The organism is Salinibacterium sp. NG22, assembly GCF_015864925.1.
Taxonomy (GTDB): Bacteria; Actinomycetota; Actinomycetes; order Actinomycetales; family Microbacteriaceae; genus Rhodoglobus.
Map to the genome: position 1 here is coordinate 1,630,478 of NZ_JADYWG010000001.1, position 20,795 is coordinate 1,651,272.

Genomic DNA, 20,795 nt, shown 5'->3' on the forward strand with positions numbered 1-20,795 from the left:
AGGAACTCCCGTTCCCTGCTGTAGTGAGGAAACTTATGGCAGCATTAGCGAATGGTCTATGTCGCTGATGATGCCCGTTACGAACCGATGCCCTACCGCCGTGTTGGGCGTAGTGGCCTGAAATTGCCGGCCGTGTCTCTCGGCCTCTGGCAGAACTTTGGAGATGACAAACCGATCGCGAATCAGCGCGCCATTCTGCGCCGCGCTTTCGATCTCGGCGTCACCCACTTCGACCTCGCCAACAACTATGGCCCTCCCGCCGGTTCTGCCGAGTCGAACTTCGGCCAGATTCTGCGCGAAGACTTCCGCCCGTACCGCGACGAGATGATCATCTCGAGCAAGGCCGGCTACGACATGTGGCCGGGCCCCTACGGTGTGATGGGATCACGCAAGTACTTGCTCGCGAGCCTCGACCAGTCCCTCAACCGACTCGGTCTCGACTACGTCGACATCTTCTACTCCCACCGCGCCGACCCCGACACTCCTCTGGAGGAGACGATGGGTGCGCTGCACACCGCCGTCACCTCGGGCCGGGCGCTCTATGCGGGAATTTCGAGCTACTCCCCCGAACTCACGCGCGAAGCCGTGCGCATCATGAACGACCTCGGAACGCCTCTGGTCATCCACCAGCCCTCGTACTCCATGTTCAACCGGTGGATCGAAGACGGTCTGCTCGACACCGTGGAAGAGCTCGGCTTGGGCACTATCGCCTTCTCGCCGCTCGCCCAGGGTCTTCTCACTGACCGCTACCTCGGCGAAGTTCCCGCAGACTCGCGCGCAGCCAAGGGTGGCTCGCTCAAGTCGGGAATGCTCAACGACGAAACGCTCGGTCGCGTAAAGGCGCTCAACGACATCGCTTCCGGACGCGGCCAGTCGCTCGCGCAGCTCGCCATCTCGTGGGCGCTGCGCAACGACCGCGTCACGTCGGCCCTCATCGGCGCCTCGAGCGTGACGCAGCTTGAGCAGAACCTTGCTGCGGTTCAGAACCTCTCGTTCGAGGATGCTGAACTGGCTGCGATCGACGAGCACGCCAAGGATGCCGGCATCAACCTGTGGGCGGCGTCGAGCGCGGTTTCCTAAACCAAATTCTTAGCGGCAGAGCGGTCGATAGCGCACTATCGACCGCTCTGTGCGCCATGTCACAGACACGAATAGCAGGCTCCTCTTAGTCTGGGCGAACACCACGCGCCACGACCGGGAGCCAGCTCATGAAGAAGCGAACAACCGCAATCGTGATTGCCGCCGCCGTCGCGGGAATCACCGCCATCGTCGCGGGCATTGCATTGAGCGGCAGTAACCTCACCTCGCCGAGCGGTTCCGCGGGAACGACAGGTTCGTCATCCAGCGCGGTTGATATCCCGCCTTTCCTTGAGCAAGGCTTTGCCGCCACCGACTGGTCGCAGGCCGACCCGGCAATCAGCCAAGCGCTCAGCGGCGGGCCGCCCAAAGATGGCATCCCGGCGATCGATGAGCCCCGCTTTGAGCCAGTAGCCGACTTCGAGCATCCGGATGACGTTCTCGCCATTGTGGTGCAGGGCGACACCGAAACGAAGGTGTACCCCTACAACATTCTGGTGTGGCACGAAATTGTGAACGACACGATCGATGGTGCACCGATCGCTGTGAGCTTCTGCCCGCTCTGCGGCAGCGCAGCCGTGTACGACAGCGTGCTGCCCGACGGAACCGTCACTACTTTCGGAGTGAGCGGCGGACTTCTCGAGAGCAACATGATTATGTTCGACCGCGAGACTGAGACGCTCTGGCAGCAGAGCACCGGCAACGCCTTGGCTGGCACGCACTACCCGAGCGAACTCCAGCTGCACAGCTTCCAGTTGCTCAGTCTGGGTGAAATCAAGCAGCGCCACCCGGATGCCGTGGTGCTCAGCGAAGCTACCGGCCATACGCGCGACTACTCCAACAATCCCTACGCCGGCTATGACGACAGCGACAGCTTCTACTTCGTGCCCAGCCGAGTGGATGACCGCTACCCGTCCAAAGAAATCTTCGTGGCGTTCACGGTGGGCGACACCCACGTGGCAGCCCCGTGGCTGACGCTCGACGACGGCATCAGTTACGAAACCACTGTCGCTGAGGGCACGGTCTCGCTCACTAAGACTGATGGCGAGCTGCAGATCATCGGGCCAGACGGAGCTGAGATTCCGTTCTACTTCGAGATGTGGTTCAGCTGGGCTGTGCAAAACGACGACGGCGAAGTTTTCGACCCCACGCGGTAGGGGTCACCTGCGTGCGCACTGCCCTGGGTGCGCACTGGGCCGCGCATCCGCCTCGCCGCGCGGAGTGTGCTGTGGGAAGGTTGGGCGTGAGTTCTTCCGACACGCATCAGCACCTCGCCGAAGTACTCGGCGCGCTTTCCGCGCTCGCCACCGAGACCGGCATCTCGCCCGAACGAGGCGATCTCGTGCGGGCCGACCGGCGCTCCGACTATGAGTACCTCGGACTCCGAACGCCCGACCGACGCCGCCGGGTTGAGGCTGGCTTTTCGTTCACCGACCAAGATTCTGCATCCGTACTCGCTGCGTGGGATCAGATCTGGAACCTGACCAACAACGGCGACGTGATGTTCGCGGCACTCGATTTCTATCGGCGCCGGATCGGTTCGCGCTCCTGGACTGCTGACGACAGCGCCAAACTCTGGAGCACCACCGTCGGCTGGATCGAGCGCATCGACAACTGGGCCCACGCCGACGACCTGGCTCGGCTGTATTCGTTCGCGCTAGCCGACCGGCCAGAACTCGTGTATCCGACGCTCGAGGAGTGGAGCCGCGCCGACAGCGAATGGCAGCGCCGCATCGCAATGGTGAGCCTCATCCACTACAGCGGCAAAAATGCCGTCTTCATGCCGATCGAGCCCTGCCTTAGCCTGCTCGCGAACTGCGTAGACGACCGGCGCGAAACCGTCTCGAGCGCGCTCGGTTGGGTGTTGCGCGAACTGCTGGCCGTGCATCCGGATGCCGTACTCGCGTTTCTTGAGACGCACGCGGAGCGCCTGCCGCGGCCCGCAATTCGTCGCGCGACGGAGCGCTTGCCGCAGCCACAGCGGGACCGCGTTCGCGCGTCGCTTGCTTAGCTCGGGTCGGCTTCGGGCTCAGCGTTGGGCCCCGCGTCGGGCTTAACGTTGGGGCTGGCTTCAGCCGCCGAGTCACGCTTACGCTTCGACGTTTCGTCGAAAACCTGGGGATCACCGTTACCGCCGCCGTTGGCTTGCAGAACGCTCTGCGCGATGTTCGCCGCCGTCGCGCCGAGGCGATAGAGGAACGCGGTGAAGTTGGCCATGCTGCAACCCTAGGCGAATACGCGAGAAAAATTCTGTTCAGGCCGCGCCGAGCTCCGTCGAGATCTCGCGCGCCACGCTCTGCAGCAGCGGCAGGTTGGCTTTGAGGGCGTTGAGGTCGGCGACCATCCGGATGGCCGTGTTCGAGAGTGCGCCTACGACACCGGCAGGGCCATAGATCGGCACGGCGACGCAGTTCACAAAGTCCTCAAACTCGCCGTCGTCGACCGCCCAGCCGCGGGCGGAGACGATCGCGAGTTCAGCATCGAGCTCGGGGCGCGTCGTGAGCGTCTTGGGCGTGAACTTCTCCCACACCACGTTTCGCAGCACGGCATCCCGGTCAGAGGCAGCAAGTTCCGCGAGGATCGCCTTGCCAACGCCACTACAGTACGGCCGGGCTGGGCTGCCGATGCGCGAATACATGCGCACGCCGCTGGTGTCTTCGATCTTGTCGACGTAGAAAATGCTGTGGTCAACCATGGCGGCGAGATGGATGGTGTTGCCGACCGTGCGGTGAAGTTTCGCGAGTCGATCGTGCGCGATTTCCCGCAGGTCGAGACTGTCGGATGCCTGATGAGCCAAAGCAATGAGGTGAAGGCCGAGCACGTACTCGCCATTCTTTCGCTTACGCAGGTAGCCGACCTCTTCGAGAGATTGCACTTCGCGGAACATCGTGGAGCGGTGCACGCCGAACTCTTCGGCGAGCTCACTCACGCTAGCCGGGCGAAGGGCAACCGAGTCGATGATGCGCGCTGCTCGACGAACGCTTTGCGACATGCGGGCTCCCTCTGATTGCCGCGCAGGTCGGCTGACTCGCCTCACGCGCGTGTTGCAGTATATGCAACAGTGTTGCACAGAATGCGCACATGGTCGATAGTAAGACTGTGCAAACGACAACGAAGCCGGAGATCATTACGATCGGCGAGACCATGGTGCTCATCGCACCCACGGTCGCCGAGCCCATCGAAACCGCCGAACTGTTCCACCTCGAAACAGGTGGCGCCGAGTCGAACGTTGCCGTGCACCTCTCCGCTCTCGGCCATCACGCCGCGTGGGCAAGCCACCTCGGCACCGATGCTTTCGGTCGTCGCGTTGAACGCCAATTGCGCGAGCGCGGTGTTGATACGAGTCTCGTGAAATTTACTCCGGATGCCCCCACCGGCTTCTACTTCAAGGATCCCGGCAACGGTGTGACCTACTATCGCGCGGGCTCTGCGGCCTCGACAATGACACCGGATGATCTCGCCACCGTTCCGTTCGAGCAGGCGGCCATCACTCACATCTCAGGGATCACGCCCTCCCTCTCCGCTAGCTGCACCGCACTGATCGAGGCGGTTCTCGACCGCGCCACGCTCAGCGACAGTGTCGTCAGCTTCGACGTGAACTACCGCGCCGCGCTGTGGCCGGTCGAAGAGGCAGGCCCTACCCTTCTCGCTCTCGCCCGCCGCGCCGACATCGTGCTCGTCGGTCTCGATGAGGCCGAAGTGCTGTGGGGCACGACCACGCCGGAAGAAGTGCGGGCGCTGCTCGACGCCCCCGGCATCCTCGTGATCAAAGACGGCGACGTCGGCGCGACAGAGTTCAGCGCCGAGGGCAGCGTCTTCGTGCCCGCCCACAAGGTCGACGTCGTTGAAGCCGTCGGAGCGGGCGACGCGTTCGCTGCCGGCTACCTCAGCGGCTACCTCACCGGGCTCTCCCCCGAGCAGCGCTTGAGCCTCGGCCACGACCGCGCTGCTCTCGTTCTGCAATCGACCACCGACCTCCCCACGCTCTAACTTTTCTCCTCCCCCACACCGCTGAAAGGCTCACTCTCATGGCTCAGATCTCTAACGCATCGCTCGACCAGCTCTTCGATGGTCAGCCCCTCATGGCGATCCTTCGCGGCTTCGGCGTCGAACGCAGTGTTGCCCTCGCGCGCACCGCGTGGGAGCTCGGCATCGACTCCGTAGAGGTGCCGATCCAGAGCGACGAAGATGTTGAAGCACTGCGCGCCGTCGTTGCTGCAGGCAAGGAGCTCGGCAAGTCCGTCGGCGCGGGAACCGTCGTCACCCTCGAACACGTGCGCCAAGCTGCGGATGCCGGAGCAGCGTTCACCGTCAGCCCCGGCTTCGACCTTGATGTCGTTCGCGCCTCGTTCGAAGCGGGCATGCCCCCGCTGCCGGGCGTTGCCTCCGCGACCGAGGTTCAGACCGCACAAGCCGCTGGCCTCACCTGGGTGAAGGCCTTCCCGGCATCCCTCTTGGGCACCAGCTGGTTCGGCGCAATGCGCGGACCGTTCCCCGCGATGCGATTCGTCGCCACCGGCGGAATGGATGCCGGCAACGCCGGCGAGTACCTCACCGCGGGCGCAAAGGTTGTTGCGGTCGGTTCGGCACTCGCCGATGAGACCCAGTTGCCGCGTCTCGCGGAACTGCTCGCCGCGCGCAACTAGCTCGCCGCGCGCGCCTAGATCTCGGCGGAGGGCTTGACCACAACAATGGTGCCGTGCACGTCGGCCACCGCCGCGAGCGTGTTGTACACGGTGCCGTAGTGGCTGAGGTTCCGGTGCAACATATCAACCCGTCGTTCGTCTTCGTTCGTGACAAGGCGAATTTCGTATTCAAACTCGACGAATTTCGGCGGCGCATCTTGGCGGCGGGCGCGAACATCAATTTCAGCACTCTCGTAGCTGAACGGAATGAGCGCACCGGATCGCTCGAGGTTCTTGAGCATGCATGCGGCCAACGCTGACGCGAGTAGATCCGCTGGCCCTGGCAGCGCAGAAGACTCTGAGGCACCCCACAGCGCATCAATCGGAATCGTCTGATTCCCGGCCTGAATTGACGCCTCGTGACGGGCAACGCTTCGCCCATGAACTTCGTACGTCGTCGGTGCCGTTGTCATGAGAGCTCCTTCATCGTTGTGCGGCGCCAGCCTCGCCAACGCCGCCGGAAAAACCTAGCGCCCCGCGATCTCCACCGGCTGCAGGGTTGCACTCTTCGGTTCGCGGTTGTCGCCCGAGGAACGCCCGGTGAGACGGCGACCGATCCAGGGGAGCACGTATTCACGCCAGTAGGCCGCGGTGCGGGGGCGAGCGTCATCCGCTGGCCCCTCATCAGCGCCAAAGTCGGGCACCGCAATCTCGAGCGCCGACAAGACGTTGCTCGCCACGCGGGCATGCCCGCGCGCGTTGAGGTGCAGTTTGTCGACCGACCAGTACTGCAGCTTGGTGAGTTCGGCATCGGCCCAGTTGTTGACGAAAGTCACGTTGTCCTTCGACGCGCGCGACATGACCTCCTGAGCTAAACGATCACCGCGCGTGGCCATCACCGAACCGAACGGCAAGTGCTTGCTGGGGTTGCCACCACTCAGCAGCAGAACGTGGATGCCGCTGGCCGTGGCCGTGTCGACTGCGGCCAGCAGCTGGTCTGTGATCGATTCCAGCGACACTTTGGGGCGCATGATGTCGTTTCCGCCACCATTGAGGCTCATCAGCTGAGGCCGGAGGGCAACGGCAGCCTTCAGCTGCTCCCCCGCGATGGGTGCGAGGAGCCGCCCACGGATGGCGAGGTTGGCATAGGTGACTGGCTCAGGCGATGCGAGCGCAAGACCGAGAGCAACTTGGTCTGCCCAACCGCGCACCCGACCATCCGGCAGTTCATCTCCGACGCCCTCGGTGAAACTGTCACCAATGGCGACGTAGCTAGCGAACTGGTGAGACATACTGCGTTACCTTCCGAAGGGGGAATCGGGGCGGCGCCAGATCACGACGAGCGCAGTGGCGATCGGCCCGAAGATGAGGGCGAGAAGAAACCACACCCAGCGCCGACGATGCTTCATTTCCGCAAGGCCGGCGGTGACAATAGCGAGGGCAATCCACGCCCAACTGCCATCGAGAAGTGTCTGAGTTTCAATCATCCCGCCAGCCTACGCCTGAGCCGGAGGGCGGCGGCCGCGTACTAAAAATCGGTACGCGGCCGAGGGACTAAAGAGCCTTGATCGCCTCAACAACGTCGGCGGGCTCGGCACGCAACTTGTAGTCGGCCTGCACGAACGCGAACGCGATAGTGCCGTCTTGCGCGATCACGTAGGTTGCGGGAAGCGGCAGCTGCCAGCCGGTCGCACCGTTGGACTTCACGAGGTCGTAGCCGGACTTTTCGTAGAACGCCTTAGTGCGGTCATCCACGGGGTGAAGGAGTCCGAAGCCGTTGATCGCTTCGAGCTCGCCGTCGGAGAGCACTGGGAATTCGAGGTTGTGCTTCTCTTCGAGAGAGAGGGACTCGTCGGGGGTTTGAGGGGAGATCGCCACGAGCGTTGCTCCAACGGCACGGAACTCGGGAAGCATGTCCTGCAGCGCCTTGAGTTCGATGTTGCAGTAGGGGCACCAGGAGCCGCGGTAGAACGCGATCGCAACGGGGCCCTTTTCGAGCAGTTCGCTGAGGCGCACCGTGTTGCCTTCGGCATCCGGCAGCGAGAAGTCAGGGGCGGTGTCGCCGACCTTGAGCGCGTTGTTGACGATGCCAGCCTTTTCGACTTCGGTCACCGAGTTCGTGAGGGTCGCGCTGTCTTCGGCAGACTTTGTGGCCGCACTGTTGTCGGCACGTTCTTTGAGCTGCTGGGTGAGATTCATGGCGCTCCAAAAATTGGGGAAAATGTCGTTGCAGGGGAGAACCGCCCGCAACGCCACGCTATTCCGGGTGTCTGAATGGTTGCCGCGTGAATCGGGTGCGCTTGCTCCGCTACGCCCGTGCGCGGGCTGACATCTCTTCGATCAACTCCAACGCCCGCCGCAGGCCGGTGCTCGACGTGTTGGCCGTGTACGGAAAGTACACAACCTCGACGCCGACGGCGGCGAACTCGCGCTCCAACTTCAGCCCCTTTTCGGTGCCGCGCCAATCGTCACCTTTGAAGAACGTCGTGAACTGCAAGCGACGCCACATCTCCAACTTGTCTGGCACCGTTTCGGCGACCGCCTCATCCACGTAGCAGATGCTGCGCACGATTTCTAAGCGCTCCTCAAGAGGAACTGTGGGTCGCAGCTTCTTGGTCTGCTCCAGCATTTCGTCGGAAACAACGCCGGCGATCAGGTAGTCGCACTCTTCTTTTGCGCGTTTGAGAATGTTGAGGTGGCCAACGTGAAAGAGGTCGTAGGCTCCTGCGGCGTATCCAATTCTTTGAGACATGTGCTCACCGGGTTCGGGTCGGGGGAGGTGTGAGTTCTTCGAGGGGGATGGGCGCTGGTGCCACAGCGAGCGCGAACCGCACAGAGTGGTTGCGTTCGAAGGGGTAACGGTGCCCTCGCTCAAGGACGAGCGACGTGAGGAAGAAGAGCGTGAAGATCACGCTCGACTCGATAAGCCCGTTCTCGAGCGCACTACGCACGAGAAGCAGAACGAGCAGGGGAAGCGTGAGGGTGCGCAGTTCGCGATTCTTGAGACTGTCCCTCAGGGTGAAGAGCACCCAGATTCCGACCGCGATCAGACCGAGGATGCCGGCCTGCGACAAGATGGAGATCCAACTGCTGTCGAGCACTTGAACATCCCACCAGCGCTGATCCACCTCGATGGTCTTGGCCGCGAGGCCGACACCGATCCACTTGTGCCAGGTGTCCATCGGGATGCTGAACACCGCTTGCCACGCAATCGTGCGGGAACTGAGAGTCGCGAGTTCACTGACATCCTGACCGCGAATAGCGACCTCAGACACCACATTTGTGAACGCCACCATGGCATAGGAGACGGGCACGAGCAGGATGAGGGCGATGCCCGTGGAATGCGGAACCGGCCACGCCAGCACGACCGCCAGCACCATCGCGATGACGACGACAATCAGGGTGGTGCGGGATCCGGTCGCCAACAGGATCGCGGCAAAGGTGACGAGCAGCACCGACTTGCGCGGGGTGAGCCCTCGCTGCGCGATATCAATCGCAATAGCGAGCAGGGGCGGCGCGGCAAGCCCGGCGAGCTCGTTGGGTTTCATGGCGGGGATGCCACTCGGCAGCCGGCCGTCGCTCAGAAAGTCGGGCAGCCCGCTCGCGGCACCGATAAGAGTCAGGATGCCCATCGCAATGAACAGGGACGTCAACACCTCGAGCGGTGCAGCACTACTCGCCAGCACGTAGACCGTAGCGGCGAGCAGCACGATGCGTACGGCGAGCACGAGCGACGGCATCGGGCTGTCTGCCGCTAGTGCGCCAACACACGAGAGGCCCACAACGATGAAGAGCAGGATGACCGATCGCACACCCACTCGCGCGTGAACGCGAGCGCGCGAATGAATCGCTACCGCGCCCAGAAAAGCAGTAAACGCGACAAGGGCTTTCGCAATAACCACGACATCGAAGCCACCATCAAAAAGGGCATCGGGTCGCCACGAGACGACGCTCAGAACAACGAGGAGCCACGTTCCGATCAAGGAACGTGAGACGGTACTGCGCCCCCGCTGTTCTGTCGCGAACATCAGTCCACGACCACTCGTTCATTCTCGCTTGAGCGCTCGGCGGCTGAGGCGTCAGCAGGCTCGGTGCGCCCTGAGGGCGGGGCAGGCTTAGGCGGTGAGGGCTTCGGCACGGGCGTCGGCGAAGGTGAGGATTCGGATGCCATGCTCTTCTTCCTGTCGGGGCCAACCTTGGTGTCCGTTGAAGGGCCCGCGGTGGCAGTAGCGGTCGCTGTGGGCGCCGCGGGCTTGCTGGCCTTGCGCCGCAAATGCACGTGCGCTTTCGCGGGGCCGCCTGCGAAGTCATCCGGAGTCCACGTCGCCATCAGTTCGAGGTGGCGAGCATTCGGCACATCCGTCAGCACGACACCGAGCGGGCGAACACCAGCAATACGAAGCTGGCTGACGGTCTGCGCAAGTTCTGCCTCGGAGGTGTGGTTGTAGCGAACCACGATCATGGCCACCTCCACGAATGGGGCGATGAGGGGAATGCTCAGCGGGCGACTCTCGGATGTCGCCTGCGTGATCACAACATCCGCTCGCGAAATGAGCCGGGTAAGCACCGATCGCAGGGTCTTGTCGGCGGCCACTTCGGTCGTTTCGGCAACCCCGGCGGAAACGAATAGTGCCTCCGAACCGTCGAGTGTGCGCGTGACTTCAGGCAGAGTCGTCGACTCATTGAGCAGTTCAGCGAGGCCTGCGGTGCCGGCGAAGTGGCCAAGGGCGGTGTCATCGCCCCCAGAAACTTCCGCTTCGACAAAGAGCGCTTGCCTGCCGGTTGCAGAAACTGCAGCGACAACGCCCAACGAGACCGAAGCGTGATTGGCTGTGGCTCCGGCCGGCGCGAGCAACAGGATGCGCGGCACCGTGCCACCGTTGGCCTGGGTGATGCGGGCGAGAGCTTCTGTGTACGCAGCCTCTACTGTCGACTCGGGGTCAGCACCGTTGCCTCGCGAGCGACGATGCCCTCGCGGAACGGCCGCGAGCACGGGCAATCCTGTAACGCGGCGCACATCACTGGGTTGACGCATCCGGTGGTCGAAGCGCGCCAAAAGCAGGGCGAGTACAGCGCCGGCGGCGAGCCCCGCAACCAGACCGAGACCCAGAATGACCGTCTTCTGCGGAGCGCTCGGAGCCGCTGGCGGCAGCGCCGGGATGAGTCGCTCAAGCGAGACCGAGAACGTGCCGAAATTTTCGACGCGGGAAACAAGGCGCGACAAACTGTCAGCAACCGCGTTGGCAATGCGGGCGGCATCCTGAGCGCTACTGGCCTGAGCAGCGATGTTGATGTTGACGGTGCTGTTGGGGTTGCTTGCCGAGACCTGGCTGCGCAACTCTTGCACCGTGAGGTCGAGGCCGAGGTCAGAAATGACCGGCTCTAGAACCTCCGAGCTCCGCACGAGGTCGGTGTATGAGTTGACCCGAGCGAGGGAGAATTGTGAACGCTCCGCGAGCGTGGCGTTGACGTCTTTCACCGACAAGAAGAGAGTGGCGGTCGACGTGTAGGTCGGCGCGATGCTGAACGCAATAAGCGCAGCGGAACCCACTCCGACCACGACAGCAATAAGGATCGCACGCCATCGCTGCCGGAAAATTTCGAGATAGCTCAAACTTTCCACGCGTTGAACCCCAATCGGGATGGGTAACAATCGACACAACAGTGTGCCGAACAAGCGTTGCAGGTTTCATTACCCTAGTAGCTTTCCCACGATTCTGGGAGAATAGATACCGGATCGATTCCGCAGCGCACCCCCGATTGCTGCGGTTTTCACGCCATAAGGAGCGCTAGTGAGCGTTGCGACAGGCACGACGAATCGGCGTTTTCGACGCCGACAGGTCTTCGCTGCGGTCGCAATCGTGCTCGCTCTCGCCATCGCTGCGAGTGCTCTAGTGGTCTCGTCTCTCGGCGGCAGCGCCAACAGCACCGCTCGACCGAACGTTCCTGTTGTCGAGGGCGTCGGCGCCCCCGACGATGTTGCGGCGAGCGCTGCGGATGCCGGAGCGGCCACGCTCGGAACCACCAGCTACGACATCCAGGCTGGCGCTCTCTTCGTCTCGCCCACCGGCGACAACGACGCGGACGGCAGCCTCGAGTCACCGCTCCGTACGATCAAGGCGGCGCTGGCGCGGGTGACTGCCGGCGGCATGATCGTGCTGCGGGGTGGCGAGTATCACGAGGCGTTCACGATCGCCGAGGGCACCCCGGTGACGGTGCAGTCGCACCCGGGAGAGGTCGTCTGGCTCGACGGCAGCGAAGTGGTCGATGGCTGGCAGGCCGACGGGGAGCAGGCTGATGGCGAGCTCTGGTCGGTGGCGTGGGGCACCGTCTTCGACTCGAGCCCCACCTACGAACGGGGCGCCCCCGACAACACCGAGCAGTACTGGAACTTCGTGACTGCCGGGCATCCGCTTGCCGCCCATCCGGACCAACTGTGGCTGGATGACGCCCCACTCACGCAGGTCGGCTCGCGAGACGAGGTGACGGTGTCGAGCTTCTTCCACGACGAGAGCGCAGGCGTGCTGTACCTCGGCGAGAACCCCAGCGGCCACACCGTGAGGGCAAGCACGCTTCAGCGGGCCCTGAGCATCCGGGCAGAAGGATCGACGATTCGCGGCATCGGCATTCGTCGCTTTGCGCCCTCGGTGCCCGACTTTGGCGCAGTCACGGTCGAGCGATCCGACGTGACAATCGAGAACGTGGTGATCACCGAGTCGGCTACAACGGGCCTGTTCATCACGGCGGCCAACACGACGATCCGCCAGGTGACGGTTACCGAAAGCGGGATGATCGGAGTGGCCGCCAACTACGCCGATAACCTCCTGATCGACGGGCTGAAAGCATCCGGCAACAACACGGAGTGGTTCAACCGCGCACCCGTCGCGGGCGGGCTAAAACTCACGCGCTCGCGCACTGCGGAGATCCGCAACTCTGACTTCTCCGACAACAACGCGACGGCCCTGTGGTTCGATCAGTCCTGCCGCGACCTGACCATCACCGGCAACACCTTCGTGGGCAATGCTGGCCACGGGCTCTTTCTCGAAATCTCGGCCCGCGCGCTCGTGGCCGACAACTACCTCGCCGACAATGGCATCTTCGGTATGAAGATCAATGACACGAGCAGCGTCGAGATTCGCGACAACGTCGTCGTGGGCAGCCGCAACGCCATCGCGGTGCTGCAAGACAACCGCCTCAAGAGCGACGAGAACGAAGCCGGTCACGACGAACGGTATTTGGATGACGCCGAGATGACCTGGGTCGGCACCGACGTGAGCATCGTCGGCAACACTCTCGTCGGCAGCAGTGAAGCTCTCATCTGGATCGAGGACTACTCCCGCACCCGCAGCGCCCGCGACTTCGGCATCACCGTCGACAACAACCTCTACGTGCGCGCGACCGAACTCGAGCCGCGCACGCTCATTGCCTGGCCGACCAACGCGATCGGGGTGACCCCGTTTAGCTCGCTCGCCGACTTTGCACGCGGCACCGGGCAAGAGCAGACCGGGCTCGAGCACCTCGGCGGCAGCGTGATCGAGCGCTAGGCCGGTCGCTGGGCCGAGCGTTTCGCCGACCGCACCGCAGCGCAACGTTCAGCCCGAGCGCTAGGTCGCCCGCACCAGCGGAACCAGAATCAGCCACCGAATACCGAGACCGCCGAGAATGGATGCCGCAGCAAGCGCCGCCGGCACCCACTGCACATCTCCCCCGGCCAGCAACACCGCGCTCACGAATCCGATGGCGAGAACGGTATCGGCCGCCCGAATAGCGAACACGGCCGCTTGTTTTCCGCCGACCGCCGCGAGCGCACCATACGGAGTCACGGCGGCAATAGACGCGGTGTAGGCGATCCAGCCAATCACGGCGAGCAGGTCGGGTGCGGTGCCAAAAAGTAGTGCACCTCCCCACGGCAGCAGCGCGACGAGTAGCGCGCCGACGACCACGGTGAGGCTGACCAGAGTGCTGACGGCACGATCCGCTCGCCGCAGTTTCTCGGCCAGAGGCTTGCTGTTGTCGCGGGCGAACGAGACGAAGAGATACGAGCTGAGGCCGCTGACCGCGAGAGTGGCTGGGGCGACGAAGACGCGACCCGCTTCGAGGAGTCCGGTGGCGGCGAGGCTCGCGAGCACGGTCACGAGAGTGCGCACGACGGTGAGAAGTGCAGGCCGCAGAAACTGTTGACCAGCCCGCCAGATGCCGTAGCGAAAGACGGTGCCAACGCCCCCGCGCACGAAGCCCACGACGAAGCGTTCTTCCCGCGGCAGCAGCACTGCGCCGAGCCCGATAGCGGCGAGTTGACCGGCCGCGACGGCACCGAGAAACACGAAGAGGCTGAGGGTGCCGACGAGCGCACTCAGCCCGATCACGGCGAGCGCGACCGCGAACGACGCGAAGTCGATCAGCATGACGCGCCAAAATCCGAACCCGGCCATGAGCAGGCGACGCATGAGTTCTTCGAGCGCGAAGAGGGCGACGCCGGCTCCGAACATGACGGCGGTGGAGGCATCCAGAAGTCCGGATGCTCCCGCGAGCGCAGCAGACAGCACTCCGGCCCCCACGGCAATACCGAGAGCGAACTGCTGCAGCGCCGAGCGCACGGCCGGAGCACGCCGTTCCAGTACGACGAGCGAGTCGCCGACCATCCCACTCGCAAGTCCGGCGACGAGCACCATTACGCCATACGCGATGGCAAAAGCGCCGAGGCCGTCAAAGCCGAGCGTGCGCGCGACAAGCACCTGAATCGTGAAGCTCGAGAGAGCCTGCATTCCCTGAGAGCCGATTGCTCCGAGGGCCGACCGTGTGCCTGACACGCTCAGGCTGCCTACTGCACGGGTCGCGCGCTGAAGTTGTCGAACCTCACGGTGACGGGAGCGTTGGGTGCCGAGCCCGAGAGGTAACTCTCAAATCCGACCGAACCTGCCGCCTGCAACGCTGCCGTGGAATCGGTAGTCACGAGCTGCCAGGCGGCCGGCTCGGTGTCACCCTCCTTCCACAACTTGGCCGAAATCGTGGTCGGGCTCGTGCCCTCCACCGTGGTCTTCAGGATGAAGGTATCCCCAGCCGCGTAGGTCATTCCCGGCACGTTCATGTTGGCGAGCACCACCGTGGAGCCCGACATGATCTGCAGTCCGACGACTCCGCCAGTTTGCAGGCGCAGGCGCGCTTGGTAGAACGCCGACCCGACCTGACGACCAATCACGCCCACGACAATGTGGCCGGATTCGGCAGCCTTATCGGTGGTGATCTCCACGTGAGCTTCTACCGAGGTTTCGCTCACGCCCGCCAGTAACGCCCGGCGAGTAGTACCCGAGCTCGTGTGCACGAAAGCACCCTCGCCGCTACCGACGGTGTAGGTCGAGTTCGTATTTGACGACCAGGCACCTCCCGTGTTGGCGGAGCCCCAGCCAGCGGCAACCGTGCGCTCAAAGGTGTCTTCGGCGAAGGCTGCGCCCGGCGGCGCCGACACGACGACGTCGTGACTGACCGTTCCGGTCGCCGACTCGTTGTCCGTCACCGTGAGCACGACCGCGTAGGTGCCCGCGCTGGCATACGTGTGCGAGGGCGTTGCGCCGGTGTCGCTCGCACCATCTCCGAAGTCCCAGGCGTAGCTTGCGACGCTGCCATCGGCATCCGTCGATCCTGTTGCATCGAACGCCACGGCGAGCTCGGTCGCCGACGACGTGAATGCGGCAGTGGGTGCCTGGTTCGCCGGAGTCGAGCTGACGGTGACGGGGTGCGTCACGGTAGCCGTGGCGCCCTGATCATCCGTCACCGTCAGAACTACCGAATAGGTACCCGCGGTCGCGTAGCTGTGATCGGGGCTCGTTGCGGTGCTCGACTGACCATCACCGAAGTCCCACGATCGAGAAGCGATGCTGCCATCGGGGTCACTTGACGCACTCGAGTCGAAGCTCGCGGTCAACAGGTTCACCGCACTGGTGAAGGATGCCGTTGGTAGCAAATTCGTCGGCGTCACGGGCTCCTCGGCGTGGCCTGCAGTCGCTACGAACGAGTCGTAGCTCACGTGCACGGGAGCATTGGTGGCCGACCCAGACAGGTAGCTGTACTGACCGACGGCACCCGCGGTTTGCAGATTGGCAACCGACGAGGTTGCGGTGAGGGTCCAGTCGCTGGGTTCACTTGTTCCCTGCTTCCAGACCTTGCCGCGAATGGTCGTCGGTGAGGTTCCGAAGGTTTGCGCTTTCACGAGCAGCACGTCGCCTGGACTGAAAGTGAGGCCCGCAACATCCGTGTACGCAATGTTGGTCGAGCTGCCACTCAGTAGCTGGAAGGCGAGGGTGCCGTTGGAGAAGTAGCGCACGCGGGCTTGGTAGAAGCCGTTGCCCACTTCGCGCATCGTGATGCCCGTGTAGGCGCCACCACCCGTGATTGCTTTGTCGACGGAGATGCTCGCGCTGACCGTCACGTCGTCCGTGGAGACGCTCGGCAACCACGCATGCCGGGTAGTGCCCGACGAACTGTGGTTCACGACTCCGGCATCCGATTCGACCGAGAAGTTGCCGTTGCTGTTCGTCGACCAATCACCACCGACGAGAGCTGTGCCCCAGCCGGAGTTTTCGGAGCGAGCGAATTCGTCGCGAGCCAGCACGGTTACGACGGGCGGATCGAGAGCGATCACGTCATGACTGACCGTTCCCGTTGCCCCCTGGTTGTCGGTCACGGTGAGGGTGACGGCGTAGGTGCCGGCCGCCGTGTAGAGATGCGATGTGCTCTCTCCACTAGCGGATGCTCCGTCGCCGAAGTCCCACGCATACGAGCTGATCGTGCCGTCGCTGTCGGCCGAGCCACTCGCGTCGAAGCTCACCACGTTGTCGGTGGTTTCACTCGTGAAGGCTGCGGTGGGCGCCACATTCGGAGCCAAGACCGTCACTGTGGCGGAGGCGGTTGCCGAGGCTCCCTTGTTGTCGGTCACGGTGAGGGCGACGTCGTAGGTTCCCGCGGCGGCATACGTGTGATCGACCACGGCATCCGTGCTCGACGCACCATCACCAAAGTCCCACGCGTAGGCGTCGATAGTGCCGTCGGGGTCGGACGATCCGGTCGCGTCGAAGCTCGCGACGAGATCGCTCTCCGAGTGCGTGAACTCCGCAACCGGTGCTTCGTTCGCCGTACCGATGAGGAAGTGCGAGCTGACTTCGCTCGGGGTCAGCACCGTCTGGTACACCGCGAACTCGTCAAGGTCACCGTCGAAGTAGTTCGACGATGCCACTCCCACGGTGTTGCCGCGGCCAAGTCGCCAGTAGCCCGAGAACGTCTGGGTCGGTGTTGCAGCACTCGATGCCACCACCGCACCATCGACGAACAACTGCAGCCCTGCTGATCCCTGGGTCGCTACCGCCTGATGCCAATTGCCATCGTTGTAGGAGGCCGTGCTCGAGACGGTGGTGCTGCCCGTGCCGAACACGAGCGTTCCGTCGTTGCGCATGATCACGTTGTCGCCATAGTTGCTGGCGGTGCCGGTGGCGGAGGATCCGAACTCCACGAGCTTTCCGCCCGTGCTGCTCGTGGTTCTGAACCACACTTCACTCGAGAACGTCGAGGGGTTCGGCAGCGAAGTTGTTGTCGCCGCGAGCGCCTGCGTGAACTGCGTTGCCGAGTCTGTTGTTCCCCCGAGGGCACCGGGCACGTTGCGCGTGTAGGTGCCGCTGAGGTTTCCGTTGAGTCCCTGCAGACCGGAGTCGTTCACGACGGCACCGGAGGCTTCCCCCAGTCGCCAGTACAGCTGCGGGCTCGCGTTGTAGACCGCAGCACCGTAGGCGTCGGTCGGTGCGGGCGGTCCGGAGAGCGACCGGCCCGAGAGCTCGAAGTGGTTCTGGATTTGGCTCGCGGTGAGGGGGGTCGGGTACACCGCTACTTCGTCGATGGCACCGTTGAAGTAGTCAGAGCCACTCCAACTGCGGTCTCCACCGATGCGCCAGTAGCCCCAATAGTTCTGGCCCCACACCACGTCGGGATTCACGCCAACGCGCACTCCGTCAACGAAGAGTTCCATTCCGTCGGCGCCCATGCTGGCGACGACCTGATGCCACTCGTTGTCGTTGTACGCCTTCGCGCTTTGCACGATGCGAGTGCTTCCGGTGTACACGCCGAAGTTCAGGCGGCCCGAACTGTCCATGTACACATGGCGGTCGTAGTTGCTCGAGTTGCCGGTTTGACGGTTACCGAAGCCGACGATCTTGCCGCCCGAGGTTGTACTCGTCTTGAACCAGGCTTCGACCGAGAAGGTGTTGTCGCGCCAGATTTGGGTGTTCGATCCGGCGTAGCTGTTCGAGCTTCCCGTGAAGGTCGCGGCGGTATTGCTGTCGCCGATGATTGCTCCGGATGTTCCGAAGCCCACGTTGTTGGTGGCGGTCGCGTTGTCGCGAGCCACGCTGTCGACCACGGTGTTTCCGCTCTCGCCGAGGCGCCAATAGTTGGAGGGCTGATCCTCCATCACGGCTGCCGCATAATCGCTCAACTGACCGGTGGCGCCGGCGGTGAACGACACCGTCGAACCCCAGCCGTTGTTGCCATAGGGGTCGATGGCGCGTAGTCGATAGGTGTAGGTCTGGCCGGGCGTCAGGCCGGTATCCACGTAGGTCATGGTCGGGCGGTCATAGAACCGCGAGGCCTGCTCGGTCACGTAAATGGGTGATCCACTCTTGCCATCACGGATGAGGTGGTACGTCAGGTTTTCGTTGTCACGATCCCAGTCGGCGGTCCAGCTCAACGCAATCGTGCCGGGAGCGGGAGAGCTCATCGTCGGGGTCAAGTCGGCACCCGTCAGGCGCGGGCCATCCGCATTGGGAGCGATCGCCGGGATCGCGAATCTCAGCAGTCCCTGCTGGTTCTGCCCGTTGACGCGCGTGAATTCGCCGCCGAACACGGCGTACTCAGCGTTAGACGTGACATCCCATGGGCCCTGGTACTGGCCAGTGAAGGTTCCGAGGTTGATGTCGGGAAAGAAGTTCAGCAGCGACGGGCTCGAGTTGCCCGACCAGTCGTGGTAGCCGTAAGGGTCACGGGAGATGCTTCCGGTGGCGTCTTTTGAGAAGGCGATTCCGCGGTTGAACGACCACGGGTTCGTCTGCGGGAAGGCATCGATATTGCCGCAGTAGTGCGAGTGCCCTGCGGCATAGATGGCTCCGTTGGGCGCGGGAGAAACCGAGTAGGTATCACCGTGGCAGTCGTTCACCCAGACGAGTTCGCCATCCGACCAGTTCGACCGGAAGACGCCCTCAAGGTTGCCGCCGGAGCCGTAGACATAGCCGGTGCCGTAGAAGCTGTCAGCGTCAGACGAGAGCGAGAAAATGGCGGCGTTGAGGCCGGCGTTACGCACCTGATTGTTGGTGGCGAAGGGCGTGATGAGCGCGCCCCCAGTGGCATCGACCATGGCAAGGCCGTAGCCGGGATTGCTCGATCCGTTCACGGTCGTGAAGTCTCCGCCAATCACGACTTTGGATTCATCCGGCGAGACAACGATGCCGAAGGCACGACCGCCGGCGAGCTCGGGAGCCCACGAGGTCACCGCACCGTTCGAGGCGAGGGCGGCAGCGCCACCCAGCCGAGTGTTTCCGCTCACCGAAGTGAATGGTCCCGAGAAGAAGACCTGCGTATTCGTGGCCACGACTGCATAAACGCGATAGTTGGCGCCAGCATCGAAGCCACCGTAGATGGCTCCCGTGGCGGTGTTGAACGCAACGATGCGACTTTTGGAGACACCGTTCACCGACGTGAAGTCGCCGACCGCATAGAGCCGGCTTCCGTCAGGAGATGCGGCCAGAGCACGAACTTGCCCGTTGAACGTCGGAGCCCACGACAGCAGGGCGCCGGTCGTGAGGTTGTACGCGAGCACGTACGAGCGGCTCTGCTCGTTGGTGCCCGCGGGCGAACCATACGGTCGGGCCGAACTGAAATCGCCAGACGCGTAGACGGTGTTGCCCACGATGACCTGGTCCCAGACCACACCATTGATTTGGGGCGTGGGTAAGGGATCAGTAGACACAGTCGTGGGCACAGGCGGGGCAGCCGCAGTGTCGGCAACAGCTGCGGTGGGCAGCGTTACGGTGAGCAAAGTCGCAATTAATGTCATCGCCGCTGCGGCGGAAACAAGTCTCAGCGGGTTCGGTGGCATCTGGCGGGTTAAGCGCATGATGTGCCTTCTCGGGGGTTTGTGGCTATTCAGGTTCCACTTGGTGGGTCACCATACTCCCCCTCCGCCCCGTTTGGGTGCCCCCCAAAAGGGGGTCACGTTTCGGGGGTCGCCCGCCGAGGTGGGTAGACCGATCGTTACAGCAGGTCCGCGATATCCCCTTGGAAAACAACCGGTTGCACGTCGACGGAGTAGTCGACGAGAAGGGTGACATTGCCACGCTGATCAGCAGGAACAGTGAAAATGTATACGCCATCGATCGCCGAATTTGCCGCGAGGGATGCCGGCAGTGGTGAGCCGCCCGGCTCACGAAGTTCGGGCGCCGGCGTGCGGTCGGCGCCAAAGTAACAACTGATCACGGTTGTGCGCAACGAGACCACTGACGAGGTCGAGTTTGTCATCGTGACCGTCACGCGCAACGACGGACCAGCGACTTCACCGGGGCCGCGAGCGGTGCCATCGACCTCCTCAACCTTGGTGACTTTTGCCACGAGGCCGGGGGTGACATCCGCTGGCTCCTCGATCGGAACGGGTGTGACATCGGGCACGGCTGGCCCGTCGACCGGTGCCGCTGTCGCCGTCGCAGGTGCTGCTGGCGACTCAGTCGCTGCCCCTGAACTCGGCGTCGCCCCGGGAGAAACGCCGGGATTCGCGGTCGGCGCGAACTGCCCAAACAGCACCACCCCGAGCACGACGAGGAGCGCAACGACGATACCGCCCGCAATCATGCGACGGGGGCGGGTGCCTAGCCACGACGGCGTGGCCGCTACAGCTTCAGGCTCGAATTCGGTTCCTGGGTGCTTCGACATAGTCATGGCAGCTCCGTGCCTCGGGAGTGGTCGGTACTGGACGGTACACCCGCGCCCTTCAGCACCGTACCCCCTGTTCTGGGGCCACAGCGAGAAACGTGAGCGGCGTACACTTCCAAGCCAGACAGTGGG

18 protein-coding genes are annotated in these 20,795 nt (G+C 63.5%); 6 read left to right on the plus strand and 12 right to left on the minus strand.

The features are described from left to right. Nucleotides 1-51: 51 nt before the first annotated feature. The 3 genes from mgrA (at nt 52) to I6E81_RS07935 (ending at nt 3,088) form a co-directional block, all read left to right on the plus strand. A complete protein-coding gene (gene mgrA, locus I6E81_RS07925) occupies nt 52-1,080 on the plus strand; it encodes an L-glyceraldehyde 3-phosphate reductase (protein WP_197106786.1) in 1,029 nt (342 codons plus the stop codon). A gap of 128 nt (nt 1,081-1,208) precedes the next feature. After that, nucleotides 1,209-2,234 carry a DUF3179 domain-containing protein gene (locus I6E81_RS07930; protein WP_197106787.1) on the plus strand — a complete coding sequence of 342 codons (1,026 nt, stop codon included), beginning with the start codon at nt 1,209-1,211 and terminating at the stop codon, nt 2,232-2,234. Between the two features lie 86 nt (nt 2,235-2,320). Beyond that, nucleotides 2,321-3,088 (plus strand): DNA alkylation repair protein, encoded by a 768-nt coding sequence (locus I6E81_RS07935; protein WP_197106788.1) that lies wholly within the window; start codon nt 2,321-2,323, stop codon nt 3,086-3,088. On the opposite strand, the gene I6E81_RS07940 is transcribed toward I6E81_RS07935, so the two are convergent. Beyond that, nucleotides 3,085-3,294 carry a hypothetical protein gene (locus I6E81_RS07940; protein WP_197106789.1) on the minus strand — a complete coding sequence of 70 codons (210 nt, stop codon included), beginning with the start codon at nt 3,292-3,294 and terminating at the stop codon, nt 3,085-3,087. The two genes, I6E81_RS07935 and I6E81_RS07940, sit on opposite strands and share 4 nt — an antisense overlap. Before the next feature lie 37 nt (nt 3,295-3,331). Next, complete coding sequence (locus I6E81_RS07945) at nt 3,332-4,069, minus strand: IclR family transcriptional regulator (RefSeq protein WP_197106790.1); 738 nt, start codon at nt 4,067-4,069, stop codon at nt 3,332-3,334. Nucleotides 4,070-4,158: 89 nt separating this feature from the next. On the opposite strand from I6E81_RS07945, the gene I6E81_RS07950 reads away from it, so the two are divergent. Both I6E81_RS07950 and I6E81_RS07955 read left to right on the plus strand, forming a co-directional pair. Then, the gene (locus tag I6E81_RS07950; protein WP_197106791.1) at nt 4,159-5,067 is read left to right on the plus strand and encodes a sugar kinase; all 909 of its coding nucleotides are present in this window, start codon (nt 4,159-4,161) and stop codon (nt 5,065-5,067) included. Nucleotides 5,068-5,105: 38 nt separating this feature from the next. After that, nucleotides 5,106-5,723 carry a bifunctional 4-hydroxy-2-oxoglutarate aldolase/2-dehydro-3-deoxy-phosphogluconate aldolase gene (locus tag I6E81_RS07955; protein ID WP_197106792.1) on the plus strand — a complete coding sequence of 206 codons (618 nt, stop codon included), beginning with the start codon at nt 5,106-5,108 and terminating at the stop codon, nt 5,721-5,723. 14 nt (nt 5,724-5,737) lie between these two features. On the opposite strand, the gene I6E81_RS07960 is transcribed toward I6E81_RS07955, so the two are convergent. From I6E81_RS07960 to I6E81_RS07990, 7 genes are all read right to left on the minus strand, one after another. After that, nucleotides 5,738-6,175 carry an OsmC family protein gene (locus tag I6E81_RS07960; RefSeq protein ID WP_197106793.1) on the minus strand — a complete coding sequence of 146 codons (438 nt, stop codon included), beginning with the start codon at nt 6,173-6,175 and terminating at the stop codon, nt 5,738-5,740. A 54-nt stretch (nt 6,176-6,229) separates the two neighbouring features. Then, a complete protein-coding gene (locus I6E81_RS07965; protein ID WP_197106794.1) occupies nt 6,230-6,994 on the minus strand; it encodes an SGNH/GDSL hydrolase family protein in 765 nt (254 codons plus the stop codon). A 6-nt stretch (nt 6,995-7,000) separates the two neighbouring features. After that, nucleotides 7,001-7,189 carry a hypothetical protein gene (locus I6E81_RS07970; RefSeq protein WP_197106795.1) on the minus strand — a complete coding sequence of 63 codons (189 nt, stop codon included), beginning with the start codon at nt 7,187-7,189 and terminating at the stop codon, nt 7,001-7,003. A gap of 67 nt (nt 7,190-7,256) precedes the next feature. After that, complete coding sequence (locus I6E81_RS07975) at nt 7,257-7,901, minus strand: peroxiredoxin-like family protein (RefSeq protein ID WP_197106796.1); 645 nt, start codon at nt 7,899-7,901, stop codon at nt 7,257-7,259. A 109-nt stretch (nt 7,902-8,010) separates the two neighbouring features. Beyond that, a complete protein-coding gene (locus I6E81_RS07980; protein WP_197106797.1) occupies nt 8,011-8,454 on the minus strand; it encodes an adenylyltransferase/cytidyltransferase family protein in 444 nt (147 codons plus the stop codon). A 4-nt stretch (nt 8,455-8,458) separates the two neighbouring features. Next, on the minus strand, nt 8,459-9,685 hold the full coding sequence (locus I6E81_RS07985) for an O-antigen ligase (RefSeq protein ID WP_197106798.1): 1,227 nt from the start codon (nt 9,683-9,685) through the stop codon (nt 8,459-8,461). A gap of 44 nt (nt 9,686-9,729) precedes the next feature. Next, entirely contained in the window at nt 9,730-11,325 is a 1,596-nt protein-coding gene (locus tag I6E81_RS07990) for a Wzz/FepE/Etk N-terminal domain-containing protein (protein ID WP_197106799.1), read from the minus strand. A gap of 169 nt (nt 11,326-11,494) precedes the next feature. On the opposite strand from I6E81_RS07990, the gene I6E81_RS07995 reads away from it, so the two are divergent. Next, nucleotides 11,495-13,246 carry a right-handed parallel beta-helix repeat-containing protein gene (locus tag I6E81_RS07995; RefSeq protein ID WP_197106800.1) on the plus strand — a complete coding sequence of 584 codons (1,752 nt, stop codon included), beginning with the start codon at nt 11,495-11,497 and terminating at the stop codon, nt 13,244-13,246. 60 nt (nt 13,247-13,306) lie between these two features. On the opposite strand, the gene I6E81_RS08000 is transcribed toward I6E81_RS07995, so the two are convergent. The 3 genes from I6E81_RS08000 to I6E81_RS08010 form a co-directional block, all read right to left on the minus strand. Further along, on the minus strand, nt 13,307-14,512 hold the full coding sequence (locus I6E81_RS08000; RefSeq protein ID WP_197106801.1) for a hypothetical protein: 1,206 nt from the start codon (nt 14,510-14,512) through the stop codon (nt 13,307-13,309). Nucleotides 14,513-14,523: 11 nt separating this feature from the next. Beyond that, nucleotides 14,524-19,854, minus strand: a complete 5,331-nt coding sequence (locus I6E81_RS08005; RefSeq protein WP_197106802.1) for a PKD domain-containing protein — start codon at nt 19,852-19,854, stop codon at nt 14,524-14,526. A 137-nt stretch (nt 19,855-19,991) separates the two neighbouring features. Continuing rightward, nucleotides 19,992-20,669 carry a hypothetical protein gene (locus I6E81_RS08010; protein WP_197106803.1) on the minus strand — a complete coding sequence of 226 codons (678 nt, stop codon included), beginning with the start codon at nt 20,667-20,669 and terminating at the stop codon, nt 19,992-19,994. Nucleotides 20,670-20,795: the final 126 nt, after the last annotated feature.